The organism is Comamonas aquatilis, assembly GCF_965139575.1.
Classification (GTDB): Bacteria; Pseudomonadota; Gammaproteobacteria; order Burkholderiales; family Burkholderiaceae_C; genus Comamonas; species Comamonas aquatilis.
Map to the genome: position 1 here is coordinate 160,890 of NZ_CBCSIW010000007.1, position 17,030 is coordinate 177,919.

General features: G+C 60.9%; 11 protein-coding genes and 4 tRNA genes. 5 read left to right on the forward strand and 10 right to left on the reverse strand.

The window, feature by feature from the left end:
* Positions 1-170: 170 nt before the first annotated feature.
* From ACNAZA_RS11420 to ACNAZA_RS11465, 10 genes are all read right to left on the reverse strand, one after another.
* Positions 171-244: transfer RNA gene (locus tag ACNAZA_RS11420), tRNA-Cys, on the reverse strand.
* Between the two features lie 16 nt (positions 245-260).
* A tRNA-Gly gene (locus tag ACNAZA_RS11425) sits at positions 261-336 on the reverse strand.
* Positions 337-394: 58 nt separating this feature from the next.
* A tRNA-Gly gene (locus ACNAZA_RS11430) sits at positions 395-470 on the reverse strand.
* 110 nt (positions 471-580) lie between these two features.
* Positions 581-2,995, reverse strand: coding sequence for an endopeptidase La (lon, locus tag ACNAZA_RS11435; protein ID WP_415796691.1), 2,415 nt, complete (start codon positions 2,993-2,995; stop codon positions 581-583).
* Between the two features lie 142 nt (positions 2,996-3,137).
* Positions 3,138-4,400, reverse strand: a complete 1,263-nt coding sequence (clpX, locus tag ACNAZA_RS11440; RefSeq protein ID WP_415796693.1) for an ATP-dependent Clp protease ATP-binding subunit ClpX — start codon at positions 4,398-4,400, stop codon at positions 3,138-3,140.
* A 155-nt stretch (positions 4,401-4,555) separates the two neighbouring features.
* Positions 4,556-5,164, reverse strand: coding sequence for an ATP-dependent Clp endopeptidase proteolytic subunit ClpP (gene clpP / locus ACNAZA_RS11445; RefSeq protein WP_415796694.1), 609 nt, complete (start codon positions 5,162-5,164; stop codon positions 4,556-4,558).
* Between the two features lie 139 nt (positions 5,165-5,303).
* Positions 5,304-6,614 (reverse strand): trigger factor, encoded by a 1,311-nt coding sequence (gene tig, locus ACNAZA_RS11450; RefSeq protein ID WP_415796695.1) that lies wholly within the window; start codon positions 6,612-6,614, stop codon positions 5,304-5,306.
* 396 nt (positions 6,615-7,010) lie between these two features.
* Positions 7,011-7,097: transfer RNA gene (locus ACNAZA_RS11455), tRNA-Leu, on the reverse strand.
* 83 nt (positions 7,098-7,180) lie between these two features.
* A complete protein-coding gene (locus ACNAZA_RS11460; RefSeq protein WP_415796696.1) occupies positions 7,181-10,387 on the reverse strand; it encodes an efflux RND transporter permease subunit in 3,207 nt (1,068 codons plus the stop codon).
* Positions 10,384-11,643 carry an efflux RND transporter periplasmic adaptor subunit gene (locus ACNAZA_RS11465; protein ID WP_415796697.1) on the reverse strand — a complete coding sequence of 420 codons (1,260 nt, stop codon included), beginning with the start codon at positions 11,641-11,643 and terminating at the stop codon, positions 10,384-10,386. Before ACNAZA_RS11465 ends, ACNAZA_RS11460 begins: the two co-directional genes overlap by 4 nt.
* 199 nt (positions 11,644-11,842) lie before the next feature.
* Here ACNAZA_RS11465 and hpnC point away from each other — a divergent pair, with 199 nt between their 5' ends.
* From hpnC to ACNAZA_RS11490, 5 genes are all read left to right on the forward strand, one after another.
* Positions 11,843-12,733, forward strand: a complete 891-nt coding sequence (gene hpnC / locus ACNAZA_RS11470; RefSeq protein WP_415796698.1) for a squalene synthase HpnC — start codon at positions 11,843-11,845, stop codon at positions 12,731-12,733.
* A gap of 184 nt (positions 12,734-12,917) precedes the next feature.
* Positions 12,918-13,757 carry a presqualene diphosphate synthase HpnD gene (hpnD, locus tag ACNAZA_RS11475; protein ID WP_120966782.1) on the forward strand — a complete coding sequence of 280 codons (840 nt, stop codon included), beginning with the start codon at positions 12,918-12,920 and terminating at the stop codon, positions 13,755-13,757.
* Positions 13,758-13,772: 15 nt separating this feature from the next.
* Positions 13,773-14,540 carry a hypothetical protein gene (locus ACNAZA_RS11480; RefSeq protein ID WP_415796700.1) on the forward strand — a complete coding sequence of 256 codons (768 nt, stop codon included), beginning with the start codon at positions 13,773-13,775 and terminating at the stop codon, positions 14,538-14,540.
* Positions 14,537-15,892, forward strand: coding sequence for a hydroxysqualene dehydroxylase HpnE (gene hpnE / locus ACNAZA_RS11485; protein WP_415796701.1), 1,356 nt, complete (start codon positions 14,537-14,539; stop codon positions 15,890-15,892). Before ACNAZA_RS11480 ends, hpnE begins: the two co-directional genes overlap by 4 nt.
* A 93-nt stretch (positions 15,893-15,985) precedes the next feature.
* Positions 15,986-17,008, forward strand: a complete 1,023-nt coding sequence (locus ACNAZA_RS11490) for a Bug family tripartite tricarboxylate transporter substrate binding protein (protein WP_120966780.1) — start codon at positions 15,986-15,988, stop codon at positions 17,006-17,008.
* Positions 17,009-17,030 lie beyond the last annotated feature (22 nt).

A 17,030-nucleotide genomic window follows, 5' to 3' on the forward strand; every position in this document is an offset into this window, starting at 1 on the left:
TAGGAAAAGACGCAGGAATGCCCATCGTCCAATAAGACTAAGCAAAGAGATCTGTCACTGCATGTGTTTTCAGCCACAGGTCCCACGCATGAACTCGCAACAAGAAGACTCTGCAAAAGAACAATGCAGAAATGAAAAAAGCCAGAACTCATAAGAGTTCTGGCTTGTTTTGGAGGCGCGAACCAGAGTCGAACTGGTCTAACCGGATTTGCAATCCGGGGCATAACCGCTTTGCTATCGCGCCGTCATCACAAAAAACCTGGAGCGGGAAAACGGGTTCGAACCGTCGACCTATACCTTGGCAAGGTATCGCTCTACCAACTGAGCTATTCCCGCAATACAAAAAGCTTTCGCNTCTTGTGCCGGATCTGCATTGCTACAGATCCTGAAAACCTGGAGCGGGAAAACGGGTTCGAACCGTCGACCTATACCTTGGCAAGGTATCGCTCTACCAACTGAGCTATTCCCGCATATCTACCGAAGCCCAACATTGTACAACGTTGTTTGCTGCGATGGATCGAATTGTAGCGCAGTTCTGAGAGCACTCAGGAAAAACGCCACATTTTTCATAAAAACACCTTCAATGCTTGATAGCAGCTCCGGCGGGCTTGGCTTCGGCAGCAGCCACAGCGGGCACCGCCTCCTCAGTCAATGGCTCGGGAAGACGCTCCAAAGCCACCTTCAGCACCTGATCGATCCACTTCACCGGCACGATCTCCAGAGCGCTTTTCACGTTATCCGGAATTTCCTGCAGGTCCTTGGCGTTCTCTTCAGGGATCAGCACGGTCTTGATGCCACCACGCAGAGCCGCCAGCAGCTTTTCCTTGAGACCGCCAATGGCAGTGACTTCGCCGCGCAAGGTGATTTCACCCGTCATGGCCACGTCGGAGCGCACGGGGATACCCGTCAGCGCAGAGACAAAAGCCGTGGTCATGGCGGCACCGGCGCTGGGGCCGTCCTTGGGCGTTGCTCCATCCGGCACGTGGACGTGGATGTCTCGCTTCTCGAAAGCCTCATCCTTGATGCCCAGCATGCGCGAGCGGCTGCGCACCACGGTACGAGCAGCCTCGACCGATTCCTTCATCACATCGCCCAGAGAACCGGTGCGGGTGATCACGCCCTTGCCGGGCATGGTCGCAGCCTCGATGGTCAGCAGATCGCCACCCACTTCGGTCCACGCCAGACCGACCACCTGGCCCACCTGGTTGTTGTGCTCGGCGCGGCCATAGCTGAACTTGCGCACGCCAAGGTATTCGTCCAGATTCGCATCCGATACGACCACCTTGGGCTGCAGCTTGCCCAGTTGCAGACCCTTGACCACCTTGCGGCAGATCTTGGAGAGTTCACGCTCAAGCGAACGCACACCTGCTTCGCGGGTGTAGTAACGCACGATGTCACGAATCGCAGACTCCGTCACATCCAGCTCACCCTCCTTCACACCGTTGTTGGTGATCTGCTTGGGCAACAGATAGCGGATGGCGATATTCGTCTTTTCATCTTCGGTATAGCCCGAGAGACGAATCACTTCCATGCGATCCAGCAGGGCCGATGGAATGTTCATGGAGTTGGAGGTCGCCACAAACATCACGTCCGACAGATCGAAATCGACCTCCACGTAATGATCGCCGAAGGTATGGTTTTGCTCGGGATCCAGAACTTCGAGCAAGGCGCTCGACGGATCACCACGGAAATCCATACCCAGCTTGTCGATTTCGTCCAGCAGGAACAGCGGATTGCGCGTGCCTACCTTCTCCAGGCTCTGCAACACCTTGCCCGGCATGGCGCCGATATAGGTGCGACGGTGCCCGCGAATTTCAGCTTCGTCGCGCATGCCACCCAAAGCCATGCGCACGTATTTGCGCCCTGTGGCCTTGGCAATGGATTGCCCCAGCGAAGTCTTGCCCACACCAGGAGGGCCTACCAGGCACAGGATAGGCGCCTTGACCTTGTCCACGCGCTGTTGCACTGCAAGATATTCAAGAATGCGGTCCTTGACTTTTTCCAGGCCAAAGTGATCTTCGTTGAGTACTTCCTCAGCATTGGCCAGATCGTGCTTGATCTTGGTCTTCTTGCTCCAGGGCAAGCCCGTCAACACCTCGATGTAGTTGCGCACCACGGTGGCTTCCGCCGACATGGGCGACATCAGCTTGAGCTTCTTGAGCTCGGCCTCGGCCTTCTTACGGGCCTCCGCAGGCATTCTGGCCGACTTGATCTTTTTCTCGATCTCCTCGATGTCAGCGCCTTCCTCGCCCTCGCCCAGCTCCTTCTGAATCGCTTTGACTTGCTCGTTCAGATAGAAATCGCGCTGGTTTTTCTCCATCTGACGCTTGACGCGACCACGGATGCGCTTGTCCACATTGAGGATGTCGACCTCACGATCAAGCTGCTCAAACAGGTTCTCCAGCCGCTCCTTGATATCCACCAGATCGAGCACTGCCTGCTTGCTTTCCAGTTTGAGAGGCAGGTGGGCAGCAATCGTATCCGCGAGTCGGCCGGCATCGTCAATGCTGGCAATCGAGGTCAGAATTTCCTGAGGAATTTTCTTGTTGAGCTTGACGTACTGGTCAAACTGCTGGGTCACGGCGCGGCGCAGTGCCTCGATCTCGCTGTGCTCATGAACGCCTTCTTCAGGCTCCACGGGCGTCACAGAAGAGGTGAAATGCGTTTCCTCGTCGTTGACCTGCTTGACCAGGGCGCGCTGCTGGCCTTCGACCAGCACCTTCACCGTACCGTCAGGCAGCTTGAGCATTTGCAAGATGGTGGAGACGCAACCCACATCAAACATGTCTTCCGCGGCCGGCTCGTCCTTGGAGGCCGTTTTCTGCGCCACCAGCATGATGCGGCGGTCGCCTTCCATGGCCAATTCCAAAGCCTTGATGCTCTTGGCGCGGCCCACGAACAAGGGGATCACCATGTGCGGGAACACCACCACATCGCGCAATGGCAACAGTGGCAGGTCTAGCGGTGTGGAAGGCAAAGGGGTTTGTCCTGGCATAGGTTTCCTCGGTTTCTCAGCGGAAGATGGTCCGCTTACCGGTGTATTTCAACCCCGGGGCCACAAATGTTTTCCCGGCCCCGGGGAGTGCTGCCTTTCAGGCCTGCGGGAAGCGGCCACCGGCCGCCTCGCACTCACAGTATCAGGCCTTTTTGGCCGCCTCGCGGTAAACCAGCAGCGGGGTTTTACCGTCTTCGATGGTGGACTCGTCCACCACCACTTTTTCCACGTTTTCGGCAGTGGGCAGCTCGAACATGGTGCCGATCAGCGCCTGCTCCAGAATGGAGCGCAGACCCCGAGCACCCGTCTTGCGGGCCAGAGCCTTGCGGGCGATGGCTTTGAGGGCCGTGGGGCGAATTTCCAGCTCCACGCCTTCCATGGCCAGCAGCTTGCTGTATTGCTTGACCAGAGCGTTCTTGGGCTCGGTCAGGATCTGCACCAGCGCGTCTTCGCTCAGCTCCGCCAGAGCCGTCACCACAGGCATGCGACCGACCAGTTCGGGAATGATGCCGAACTTGATCAGATCTTCAGGCTCGATTTCCTGGAACACTTCAGAGATGGAGCGCTGTTTCTTGCTCTTGACGGAGGCGCCAAAACCGATGCCCGAAGCTTCGGTACGGTTCTCGATCACTTTTTCCAGACCCGCAAACGCACCGCCGCAGATAAACAGGATGTTGGTCGTGTCGATCTGCAGAAAATCCTGATTGGGATGCTTGCGTCCACCTTGAGGTGGAATGCTGGCCATGGTGCCTTCAATCAGCTTGAGCAGAGCCTGTTGCACACCCTCACCCGATACGTCGCGGGTGATGCTGGGGTTGTCAGACTTACGCGAAATCTTGTCGATTTCGTCAATGTAGACAATGCCGCGCTGGGCGCGTTCCACGTCGTACTCGCAGCTTTGCAGCAGCTTTTGAATGATGTTCTCTACGTCCTCGCCCACATAACCGGCTTCGGTCAGTGTCGTGGCATCAGCCATCACGAACGGCACATTGAGCTGGCGCGCCAGCGTCTGGGCCAGCAAGGTCTTGCCCGAGCCTGTAGGGCCGATCAGCAAGATATTGCTCTTGGACAGCTCCACCTCATCCTTGCCCGCCTTGTCCTTGTAACGCAGGCGCTTGTAGTGGTTGTACACCGCCACGGCCAGAGTACGCTTGGCCTGCTCCTGGCCAATCACATAGCTGTCCAGATTGGTCTTGATATCGGAAGGCGTGGGCAGATCGTTGCGAGCTTCCTTGGCATCCGCAGCAGGCTGCTCGTCGCGAATGATCTCATTGCACAAGTCTATGCATTCGTCGCAGATGAAGACGGACGGGCCGGCAATCAGCTTCTTGACCTCATGCTGGCTTTTGCCACAGAAGGTGCAATACAAATTCTTTTCGGTGGAAGAGCCTTTTTTATCGGCCATGGGGGCTGTGCCTCGTTACGAAAAAACGAAAATAAATGATAACCAAAGCGAAGGCGGCGTTTCCCGTCAAGGATAAACGCCGCCAGCGGGCCCATGCGGGTATGAAGGGCAATGCCCTGTGAACCAAAGTAGCACAGGGCCCGGCGCTACATATTTCAAGAACGCTTGCTGATCACCTGATCCACGAGACCATATTCCTTGGCCTCATCGGCCGTGAGGAAATAGTCACGATCGGTGTCATGCTGGACTTTTTCCAGCGGCTGACCGGTGCGTTCCGCCAGGATCCGGTTCAGGCGTTCGCGCGTCTTGAGGATCTCGCGGGCATGAATTTCGATCTCGGTGGCCTGACCACGCGCACCGCCCAAAGGCTGGTGAATCATGACCTGAGCATTAGGCAGAGCATAACGCTTACCCTTGGTGCCTGCAGACAGCAGGAAAGCACCCATGCTGGCAGCCATGCCTGTGCACAGTGTCGAGACATCCGGCTTGATGAAGTTCATGGTGTCATAGATCGCCATGCCAGCCGTCACGCTTCCGCCCGGAGAGTTGATGTAGAACGAAATGTCCTTGTCAGGATTTTCGCTTTCCAAAAACAGCAGCTGAGCCACCACGAGGTTGGCAGTCTGGTCGTTGACCTCACCCACCAGGAAAATCACGCGCTCCTTGAGCAAGCGTGAATAAATGTCATAGGAGCGCTCACCGCGACCCGACTGTTCAATGACCATGGGCACCATGCCCAAACCCAATGTATCCAATGCGCTCATGTTTTCTCCAGTGCTATGCGCCTACTGTAGCCGCATTCTGAAAAGAAAATGGGGCCTGTGCGCAAAAGCACAAGCCCCGCCTTTTCAACTCATCGACACCCGCCGTCTTTGCCGGCCGGGTCGATAAAAGGTCAAGCTATCAGGCCTGGCCCATCAGTTCGTCAAAGGACACAGCCTTGTCGCTGACCTTGGCCTGACCCAGCACGAATTCGGTCACGTTGTTTTCGATCACAACGGCTTCAACTTCGGCCAGACGGTTGCGGTCGCTGAAGTACCAGCGGGCCACGTCTTCGGGCTTTTCGTAGCTGGAAGCCAGCTCGTCCACATGGGCCTTGATCTGGTCAGCGGTTGCTTGCAGATTGTTGGACTTGACCAGCTCGGCCACCACCAGACCCAGGCGCACGCGGCGCTCGGCTTGAGGCAGGAAGATGTCTTCAGGGATTTCAGCCTTGGCTGCGTCCTTGATGCCACGCTGTTCCAGCTCGGCGCGGGCACCTTCCATCAGACGGGCCACTTCGGCTTGCACGGAAGCCTTGGGCAGGTCCAGCTCAGCCTTGGACACCAGAGCGTCCATCACGGCTTGCTTGTTGCGACCTTGCACGCGGAACTTGACTTCGCGCTCCAGGTTCTTCTTGATGTCGGCGCGCAGCGCTTCCACGGAACCGCCTTCAACGCCCAGAGTCTTCACGAACTCTTCGTTCACTTCGGGCAGGTTGGCAACTTCCACCTTCTTCACGGTCACCAGGAAGTCGGCAGTCTTGCCGGCCACATCGGCGCCATGGTAGTCAGCGGGGAAAGCCAGGGGGAAAGTCTTGGACTCGCCAGCCTTCATGCCGCGGGTTGCATCTTCGAATTCCTTGAGCATCTGGCCTTCGCCAACCAGGAACTGGAAGTCTTCAGCCTTGCCGCCGGAGAAAGTCTCGCCGTCGATCTTGCCTTCGAAGTCCACGGTCACGCGGTCGCCGTCCACAGCAGCTTCGCCAGCAGCGCGCTCGGTGAAAGTGCGACGTTGCTTGCGCAGGATGTCGATGGTCTTGTCGATGGCAGCGTCGTCCACTTCGGTGGACAGCTTTTCCACTTCAGCCGTAGTCAGATCGCCGATCTTGACTTCGGGCATCACTTCGAACACGGCTTCGAATTGGGCTTCGCCTTCGGCAGCGCCTTCCTTCTCGGTGATCTTGGGCTGACCGGCAACGCGCAGTTCGGCTTCGTTCACGGCCTGGGCAAAGGCTTCACCCACTTTGTCATTGAGCACTTCGTATTGCACGGAGTAGCCATAACGCTGGGCCACCACATTCATGGGCACCTTGCCGGGACGGAAGCCGTCCATCTTCACAGTGCGAGCAACCTTCTTCAGGCGAGTCTCGACTTCGGACTGGATAGCGGACAGGGGCACGCTCAGCGTGATCTTGCGCTCGAGCTTTTCAAGAGTTTCAACGTTAACGGCCATGATTTTTCCTATGAGGGATGTGGACCGTGCGGGCTGCGCCTGCAACCTGCACCGTATTGCGCAAAGTCACGGTGCGCGCACGTCTTGCGGCATGCGGCACCTCAGATTTTCCGGATAGCCTGCATCCAGCACTGGGCAATATTGGAAAAGTGAAAAAGCACATTTCTCATTGCACCGGGCGAGCATCCCACTTGAGCGGACCGCACAAAACGGATACAGGCGAAGCCGACCATTATAACGAGGCGCCGTCAACCCTTGGCGAGCGCCATGCAGGGTTTGCCCGCGAAGGCTGACAAACGCCTGTATGCAAAGGGGGCAGACAAGAAAAAAGCCCGCACCTGCGAGGGGATACGGGCTTGATACGGTGGTGACCCGGACAGGGCGCCTGAAAAAATCTGGTGCGCGGAGCCGGACTCGAACCGGCACGGTGTTGCCACCGTCAGGACCTAAACCTGGTGCGTCTACCAATTTCGCCACCCGCGCGGTCCAGCAATGCGCGAATCCACGCTTGCTGGGGTCAAGGCGCAGATTCTAGCCGCAAATTTGCGGCTTTTGCGAATACGGGCCTATGCAGTGTCACGCTTGATGCGAAACACGGCGGCGTACATGGCAGGCAGCGCCAGCAGCGTCAGCACGGTCGCCACAATCAGCCCGCCCATGATGGCCACGGCCATGGGTCCCCAAAACACGCTGCGTGTCAGCGGAATCATGGCCAGCACGGCGGCTGCGGCCGTCAGCACGATAGGGCGCAAGCGATGCACCGCAGCTTCAATGATGGCATCCCAGGCCGGCACACCCTTGGCGCGGCCGGTCTCGATCTGATCGATCAAAATCACCGAATTGCGCTGAATCATGCCCATCAAAGCCACCACACCCAGCAGCGCCACAAAGCCGAAGGGCCGGTTTAGCAGCAGCAAGGCCGCCGCCACGCCGGGAATACCCAGAGGCCCGGTCACAAACACCAGCAACGAACGGCTGACGCTGCGCAGCTGCAGCATCAGCAAGGTGAAGGTCAGGAAAAGCAGCACCGGAATGCCGGCCACGATGGCGCCCGAGCCCTTGGAGCTCTCCTCCACCGCGCCTGCCACTTCGATGCGATACCCCAGGTCACCTGCCGCATGCCAGCTGCCCTCCATCTTGCGCAGCTCGGGCAGCAAGGCATTGGTCACGGTTGCGCCCTGCAGACCTTCGCGCACATCGCCTTGCACGGTGATGGCGAAATTGCGCTTTTCACGCCACATCACGCCGGGCTCCCAGGCCATGACGGGCTTGGCAATCTGCGTCAACGGGATGGATTTTCCCGCGCTGGTGGTGACATAGACATTGGCAATATCGGTGATGGCATCGCGCTCGGCCTTGGGCGGGCGCATCACGATCTCGATCAGCTTGTCGCCTTCGCGGTACTGACCCACCGTGATGCCGCTGAAGTTCTGGCTGGTGGCTTCGGCCAGAGACTGGCTGGTCACGCCCAGAGCACGCGCCTTGTCCTGATCGACCTGCAGGCGAATGACCTTGATGGACTCGTTCCAGTTGTCGTTCACACCGCGCATGTCCGCGTTGGCCATCATGGCCTTCTTCACCTCGTCCGCGTAATCGCGCAACTTGGCCGGGTCAGAACCTACGACGCGGAACTGCACCGGATAAGGCACGGGCGGCCCATTGGGCAGCAGCTTGACGCGGGCCCGCACCTCGGGGAACTCCTCGGCCATCAACGCCGGCAGCTTTTTGCGGATCTCCTCGCGGGCCTTCAAATCCTTGGCCACGATGATGAACTGCGAGACGTTGTTCTGCGGGAAAACCTGGTCCAGCGGCAGATAAAAGCGCGGCACACCCGAGCCAATCCATTCGCTGACCGTCTCCGCGCCCTCCAATTGCATGAAGCGCTCCTCCACGCGCAGCGTGATGTCCTGATTGGCTTGAAGCGCCGTGCCTTCCGGGAACCAGATATCCACCAGTACCTCGGGGCGGCTGGAGTCGGGGAAGAACTGCTGCTGCACCTTGCCCATGCCCGCCAGCCCCAGCGCGAACACCAGCACCGTGGCGCCAATCGTCAGCCAGCGGTGCTGTACGCACCAGTCCACCGTATGGCGAAAGCGGTTGTAGAAAGGGCTGTCGAATACATCGTGCTCGCTGGCTTCGGTGTTGATGCCGGCCTCTTCTGCCGAGATTTCGCCAGACGCCACCTCGGGCGGCAGCGTGGCCGCGTGCGGTGGCTTCTTGAGCAGCAACAGACCCAGATAGGGCACAAAGTACACCGAGGCAAACCAGCTGAGCACCAGCGCAATCACCGTCACCGCAAAGATGGCAAAGGTGTACTCGCCCGTCATGGACTTGGCCATGCCGATGGGCAAAAAGCCGGTCGCCGTGATCAAGGTGCCCGTCAGCATGGGCTTGGCCGTGATTTCGTAGGCGAAGGTGGCGGCGCGGTACTTGTCGTAGCCCTCTTCCATCTTGCGCACCATCATCTCCACCGAAATGATGGCGTCATCGACCAGCAAGCCCAGCGCAATGATGAGCGAGCCCAGCGAGACCTTGTGCAAGCCTATGTTCCAGTACCACATGGCCAGGAAGGTGGCGGCCAGTACCAGCGGAATGGTGATGCCCACCACCAGGCCCGGGCGCGGGTCTATGTACCAGCGCTTCCACAGCGGCTGATGGCCCTCGCGCCGGTGCAGGCCCAGGCTGATAAAGCTCACGGCCAGCACCACCACCACGGCCTCGATCAGCACGCGCACGAATTCGTTCACCGAATCGGCAACCGCCTTGGGCTGGTTCTGCATATTCCTGAGCGTGACGCCTGCCGGCAAAGACCGGCTGATGCCGTCCGTGGTCTGGGTCAAAGCCTTGCCCAAGGCGATGATGTCCCCGCCCTTGACCATGGACACGCCCAGGGCCACGGCGTTCTGGCCCTCGAAGCGCACCTTCACATTGGCTGGATCGGCGTAGCCGCGCTTGATCTCGGCAATATCGCCCAGGCGCAGTTGCGCGCCGCTGGGGCCGCGTATGGGCATGTCGCGCAGTTGCTCCATATCGGCAAACTGGCCGTTCACGCGCAGCACGATCGTTTCAGCGGGGGTGCGCAAAACACCGGCCGAAGCCACGGCGTTTTGCTGGTTGAGCTGATCTATCACCTGGCGCATGTCCAGCCCCAGCTGCGTGGCGCGCTGGGACAGCTCCACATAAACCTTCTCGTCCTGCACGCCGAACTGGTCCACCTTGGCCACATCGGGCACGCGCAGCAGTTGCTGGCGCACGTCGTCGGCCATGGTCTTGAGCTCGGCGTAGCTGAAGCCATCGGCCTGCAAGGCATAGATCACGCCGTACACATCACCAAAATCGTCGTTGAAAAACGGACCCTGCACGCCTTGCGGCAAGGTGTAGCGCATATCGCCGATCTTCTTGCGCACCGTGTACCAGATCTGGGACACCTCCTTGGGCGGAGAGGTGTCCTGCAACTGGAAGATCACCTGAGACTCACCAGGCTTGGAATAGCTGCTGATCTTGTCCGCATACGGCACTTCCTGCAGCGTGCGCTCTATCTTGTCCGTCACCTGCTGTGCCACCTGCTCGGCAGAGGCGCCGGGCCAGTAGGTGCGAATCACCATGGCGCGGAAGGTGAAGGGCGGATCTTCATCCTGCCCCAGCTGGAAATAGGCCGCAAAGCCCATCACCATCAACACCACGATGAAGTAGCGCGTCAGCGCCACATGGTCCAGGGCCCAGCGCGAGAGATTGAAATGGTCGCCCGAAGCTTTCTTGTGTGGCGAACTCATTGAGCAGCTCCCGCAGCCGCAAGCTTGGCTTCGGCTGCCGCCTCAGTTTTGATAGCTTCCTGCGCTTGTTCCGATTGGGCTTGAGGCTTGTTTGGCTTGGATTTATCGTATTTATCCCGGTACACCGTCACCTTTTGCCCCGGCGTCAGCACATGTACACCCGTGGCAACCACCTGCATGCCGGCCGCAAGACCCGAGCCAATCACCGCCTCGTTGCCATCGGCCGTGAGCACCTTCACCGGCTGCAGCTTGACGGTGCTGCTGGCCGCGTCATACACCCACACGGCCGTGCCCTGGCCGTTGCCGCCCTCCTGGCGCAGCGCCGTGGTCGGCAGCTTGATGGCGTTGGCGCCCGCTTCCTGCCCCATGCCCATGCCTGCCGGACGCACACGCACGGTAGAGCCCAGCGCCGGCATGGGCTCGCCCTGCAGAGCCGCCTTCACCAGATAGGTTCGGGTGGCGGGGTCGGCACTGGCCGCCACTTCGCGCACCAAAGCACTCAGGCGACCCGACTCATCGGCCCAGGGAATGACCTGCACGCTCTGGCCTATCTTCACGGCCGCGCGCTTATCCTCAGGCACGCTGAAAACCGCATCGCGTGCGCCGTCTTGCGCAATGCGCACCACGGTAGCGCCCGCAGACACCACCTGGCCGGGCTCGGCCTCCACGGCGGTGACCACGCCATCCGCATCGGCCAGCAGCTGGGTGTACTGGGTCTGGTTGGATTGGGCCGACAGCTGGGCCTGGGCCTGCTCCAGCGTGGCCTGGGCGGCCTTGAGGTTGGCCTCGTATCTTTCCATCTCGGCGGCGCTGATGAAGTTCTGCGCCCTCAGCGAGCGAAAACGCCTGGCATTGGCCTCAGCCAGATCGCGCTGCGTGGTGGCCGAAGCCAGCTGTGCGCGGGCCGCATCGGCACTCAGTTGGTAATCCTTGGCATCCAGCCGCGCAAGCACCTGGCCAGCCTTCACATGCTGGCCCAGCTCCACTTCGCGCTTGGTGATCTTGCCGGCCACACGAAAGCCCAGGCGCGATTCGATGCGCGCACGCACATCACCCGAATACTCCAGCTGCGCCTGCACGGGCGAAGCCCCCACGGTCACCAGCTTGACGGCGCGCACCGGCTCTGGCGGCGTCTCCTTTTTGGAGCAAGCCGACAGCAATACAGCGCCAGCCACGGCCGACAACACCAGCCATTGCCGGGGTGACTTGCCCTGAGAGACAGAAGAAACAGACGGGAAGTAGTGCGTAAAAGCCATGGTGTTCTGTATTGATCGGCTCATGAAAACAGCGGTGCGCAACACACGGCAAGCAGCCCGGCGCACACCGAAAGCAGCAGGGATTGTGCACTTTGCAAGTACAAAATGGCTGGGCAAGCCCGCAATTGCAACAGCATGTGGAACTGCCGACCGCCCCGCTTGCACAGGGCATCCACTTTCCCACCCCACAATACGGCCTGTGAATCAAGTACGCGACACAATCCCAGCCAGTGCTGCGCCGGCAGCGGTCACCCACTACGAAAATTTTCCCGTGGTATCGTGGCTGTGCCCGCCGCAGCTGCGCGCGCCCATTGCCGCCATCTACCACTTTGCGCGCACGGCCGATGATCTGGCTGATGAAGGCACGGACAGCCCCGCGCAGCGCATTGCCGCACTGCAGGCCTATGGCGGCGATTTGCAGCGCCTGGCCACCGAGGACGAAGCCGCCATGCTGGCGCGCACGGCCTGGCCGCATATCTTTGCGCCGCTGGCCGCCCAAGTGCAGACCTGGCAGTTGCCCAAGCCGCTGCTGGCAGACTTGCTCAGCGCCTTCGAGCAGGATGTGCGCATGACGGCCGACCAGGCGCACTACGCCGATGGCGCACAGCTGCTGGACTATTGCCGCCGCTCGGCCAACCCCATAGGGCGCTTGCTGCTGCATCTTTACGGTGTGAACAACGAAAAAGCCCTGCAGCAAAGCGATGCCATCTGCACCGCCTTGCAGCTCATCAACTTCTGGCAGGACCTGAGCCAGGATTTGCCACGCGGCCGCCATTACCTCACCAACAGCGATCTAGCCCGCTACCAGATTGCGCGCAGCGCTATCAAACCAGAAGCTTCTGCACTCACGCCCGCCGTGTGCAGCCTGCTGGCAGAACTGGCCGCCCAGTCCCGCAGCCTGATGGAGCAAGGTGCACCCCTGGTGCATCGCCTGCCCGGCCGCATGGGTTGGGAGTTGCGCCTGGTGGTGCAAGGCGGCTTGTGCATTCTGGGCAAGATAGACGCCATGCAGGGGCGCAACCTCTGTCAGCGCGTCAAGGTGGGCAAGACCGATGTCCCCAGCATGCTGTGGAAAGCCTGCCGGATGTAGCGGCTTGCCCGCCACAGCCTGCGGATTTCCATGAAATTTGAATGAAATTCATCGAATCCCCATATTGGAAAAGCGCATAAAGCTATTAATTTGATTGCAAAACAGCTTGCCGCGATTGCAATCAACCCAGTCATTTCAGTGTCCGCTCCGGCCAGCATGGCAGCCGTGGGACAATCCAGCCCCTATGAATCCGGATCAGTACGTCCAAGACAAGGCCGCCGCCTCGGGCAGCAGCTTTTATTACGCCTTCCTCTTTTTGCCCAAAGACCGCCGCGCTGCAATTACCGCGTTCTACGCCTTTTGCCGAGAAGTGGACGACGTGGTGGACGAGGTCACCGACCCCGGCGTGGCTGCCACCAAGCTGGCCTGGTGGCGCAACGAGGTGCACAAGGCCTTTGCGGGCCAGCCCACCCATCCCGTCACCCTGGCCCTCATGCCGCATGTGAAGACCTTCGGCATCGAAGAACGCCATCTGCAGGCCGTGATTGAAGGCTGCCAGATGGATCTGGAGCAGACCCGCTATCTGGACTTTGCCGGTCTGGAGCGCTACTGCCATCTGGTTGCCGGCATCGTGGGCGAGGTGGCGGCACGCATCTTCGGCCAGAGCGATGAGCGCACCACCGAGTACGCCCACACGCTGGGTCTGGCCTTTCAGCTGACCAACATCATCCGCGACGTGGGCGAAGATGCCATGCGCGGCCGCATCTATCTGCCCATCAGCGAGCTGCAGCAGTTCGACGTCAAGGCCCATGAGATCAACAAGCGCGAGTATTCGGAACGCTTTACGGCGCTGATGCGCTTTCAGGCCGAGCGCGCACACGGGCTGTATGACAAGGCCATGGGCCTGCTGCCGCAAGCCGACCGCCGCACGCAAAAGCCCGGCCTGATGATGGCCAGCATTTACCGTACGCTGCTGCGCGAAATCGAGTCCGAGAACTTTCAGGTGCTGCACCAGCGCATCAGCCTGCCACCGCTGCGCAAGCTGTGGCTGGCCTGGAAGATGCAGGCCCTGGGCTTGATGTAATCCGCCGCAAACGGCATGCTTGCTGCATCCAGCCCTAACCCCGCCTATGCCATGAAGTCTGCTGCCCGCACCCCTTCCAGCGCCTTGCGCCCCATCGCCGTGGCCCTGCTCAGCGCATCACTGCTGGCAGCGGCGCCCAGCAGCTATGCGTTCTGGGGCTTGCTGGGCAAAGCCGGCAAGGCCGCAGCCACGGCGGGCAAGGCCGGTGGTGCCGCCAAGGTGGGGGCCGCCGGTGCAGTGGCCGTGGGCGGTGCCGAACTGGCGGGGGCAGGCTTGAGCGCCGCCGCCCGTACCGCCATTTTTTCTGCCGACGACGCAGCCCGTCTGGCCGGCAAGGCTCCGCTGGCCAACATGGCCCATGCCGGCCATATGGCCATGCCTGCCGAGGTGGCCAGCTATCTCTCACGTCCGGCCGCAGCGCTGACGGCGGGCGACACCGCGCAGATGATGAAGGTCTATCAGGACCTGATGCACCAGGCCGGCAAGAGCGGCGATTTCACGGTAATAGAGCGCATGCCCCAGATACATGGCGCCAAGACGCTGGATACGGCACCGGCAGCCACCACCGGCCAAGGCGTTTCGGCAGCTACACCTGCGGCCAGCAAAGTCAGTATTTCCAATGCCGAGCTGAGCTTTCACGCCCTGCGGCTGCTGGCCCATGCCGCCGGCGCTGGCGACCGCAACGCACGCAAGGAACTGCAGCGCCGCTGCCAGGCCCCGGCGCCGCAAGGCCAGGAGGCCGAGCATGCGGCCCTGTGCCGCAGCGCACCCAAGACTTCATGAAGATTGCGATCATCGGCGGCGGCTGGGCCGGCATGGCCGCTGCCGTACAACTGGCCCAGTCGGGCCACGAACCCACGGTTTTCGAAGCCGCCAAGATCCTGGGCGGCCGTGCCCGGGCCCTGAATCTGAGTTTGACCGAGGCGGCCTTCGCCACGGCAGACAACGGCCAGCACATTCTGATCGGCGCCTATACCCAATGCCTGGCGCTGATGCGCAGCGTAGGTGTTTCGGCCGAGCAAGCACTGCTGCGCAAGCCGCTGACTCTACCCTATGCAGACGGCAACGGCCTGCGCTTTCCTGCCCTGCCCGCACCGCTGGACGCTCTAGCCGGCATTGCCTGCGCCAGGGGGTGGACGCCGGGCCAACGCTGGGCTCTGTTGGCCCGGGCCATACGCTGGCGCTTGCAGGGTTTTGCCTGTGCCCCGGCCGCCACCGTGGCCGATGTCTGCCAAGGCCTGCCCGAACCGCTGATGCTGGATTTCATCGAACCGCTGTGCGTATCGGCGCTCAACCTGCCTGCCGCCCAGGCCAGCGGCAGCATTTTTTTGCGCGTGCTCAAGGATGCCTTGTTTGCAGGCAGCGGCGGCTCTCATTTTCTGGTGCCCCGCGTCAGCCTCGGCGCCCTCTTTCCCGAACCGGCCGCTCAGTGGCTCAAGGTCGGCGGCCATGCCGTTCATACCGCTACCCGCGTGCTGGCGCTGCAGCCCCAGAGCGGGCAATGGACGCTGCATACCAGCGCCGATACACAGGCGTCAGCACCGGCCCGCTACGGCGGCGTGCTGCTGGCCTGTCCGCCCCATGAAGCGGCACGGCTGGTTCTGGGCATGGACCGTAAAGACCCAAGCCATCAACGCTGGGCACAGACGGCCCAGGCGCTGGAGCACACGGCGATTGCCACCGTCTATGCCCAAACCGCGCAGCGCCTGTCTGCCCATCTGCCCTGGCTGGCCTTGCGCAGCAACAATCATCATCCGGCCCAGTTCGTGTTCGATCGCGGCCATCTGCATGCAGGCGACGCCAGCCAGCAAGGACTGATGGCTTTTGTGGTCAGCGACTGCCGCAGCGACCGCGAAACACTGCAAGCCCAGGTGCTGCAGCAGGCAAGAGAGCAACTGGGCTGGAGCGACATACGGCCCGTGCAGACCGTGATCGAGAAGCGGGCCACTTTTGCCTGCACGCCGGACGTCGCGCGCCCCGGCGCCGAGCTGGGCCAGGGCCTGTGGGCCTGTGGTGACTATGTGGCCGGCCCCTACCCCGCCACATTGGAAGGCGCCGTACTCAGTGGGCTTGACGCTGCAAAAAGCGTAGTCAATTCAAACCAGACCGCCGCAGGCCAGCTAGGGAAATCCTGATGCAGCAATAGTCCAACTGATGCAGGAATGACAGCCGTTTGACAGCCATAGTGGCCACCATGGCACAAGCCAATAACAGCAAACGGAGACAACATGGCATCGACTTTTGACACATCCACCAGCCAGGTACTGGCCATTTCGCGCCGTCATCTGCTGACTGGCGCCGGAGCCATGGCCTGCGCCAGCCTGTTGCCTGGTCTGGCCCGTGCGTCAGAGAGCAACTGGCCCAGCCGCCCGGTGCGCTTTGTGGTGCCGTTTGCGCCCGGTGGCAGCTCGGAAATCGTGGCCCGCTCCACGGCCGCCGAGCTGTCCAAGACCCTGGGCCAGAATGTGTTTGTGGAGAACAAGCCGGGCGCTGCAGGCAACATCGCCATGCAGGAAGTGGCCCGTGCCGATGACCAGTCCACCGTCATCCTCGGTCATATCGGCACGCTGGCCGTGAACCCCTATATTTTCGACAAGCTGCCCTACGATCCGAAAAAGGACTTCGTCCCCGTCAGCCTGCTGGCCAAGGTGCCCAGCCTGTATGTGGTGCATCCGGATCTGCCCATCAAGAACATTGCCGATCTGGTGGCCTACGCCAAGAAAAACCCCGGCAAGCTCAGCTACGGTTCGGCAGGCAATGGCAGCGCCGGCCATCTGGCGTTTGAATATCTGAAGATGACCGCCAATATCTTCATGCTGCATGTGCCTTATCGCGGCACCGGCCCCATGATGCAGGACTTGCTGTCGGCCCGGCTCGATGCGGCTTCAGTGGGCGCTTCGGCTCTGCTGCCCTTTATCAAGGCGGGCAAGGTGCGCTGCATTGCCACCGGCTCCACCCAGCGGCTGGCACAGCTGCCCGATGTACCCACCGTGGCCGAGCAGGGCTTCCCAGGTTTCGAGATGACGCAGTGGTATGGCATGTTGGCACCGTCCAGCCTGCCCAAGGCCCATGTGAGCAAGCTGGCTGCCGAATGCGCCAAGGCCGTCAAGGCCCCCGATGCGCTCAAGCGCCTGCAAGGTGATGCCGCCGAGCCCATTGGCAGCACGCCCGAGCAATTTGCCCAGTTCATTGCCACCGAGCAAACCCGCTGGCAAAAAGTGCTGCAGCGCGCCCAGGTCAAGCCCAACTAAATCCAGCCATCAGCCCGCAACC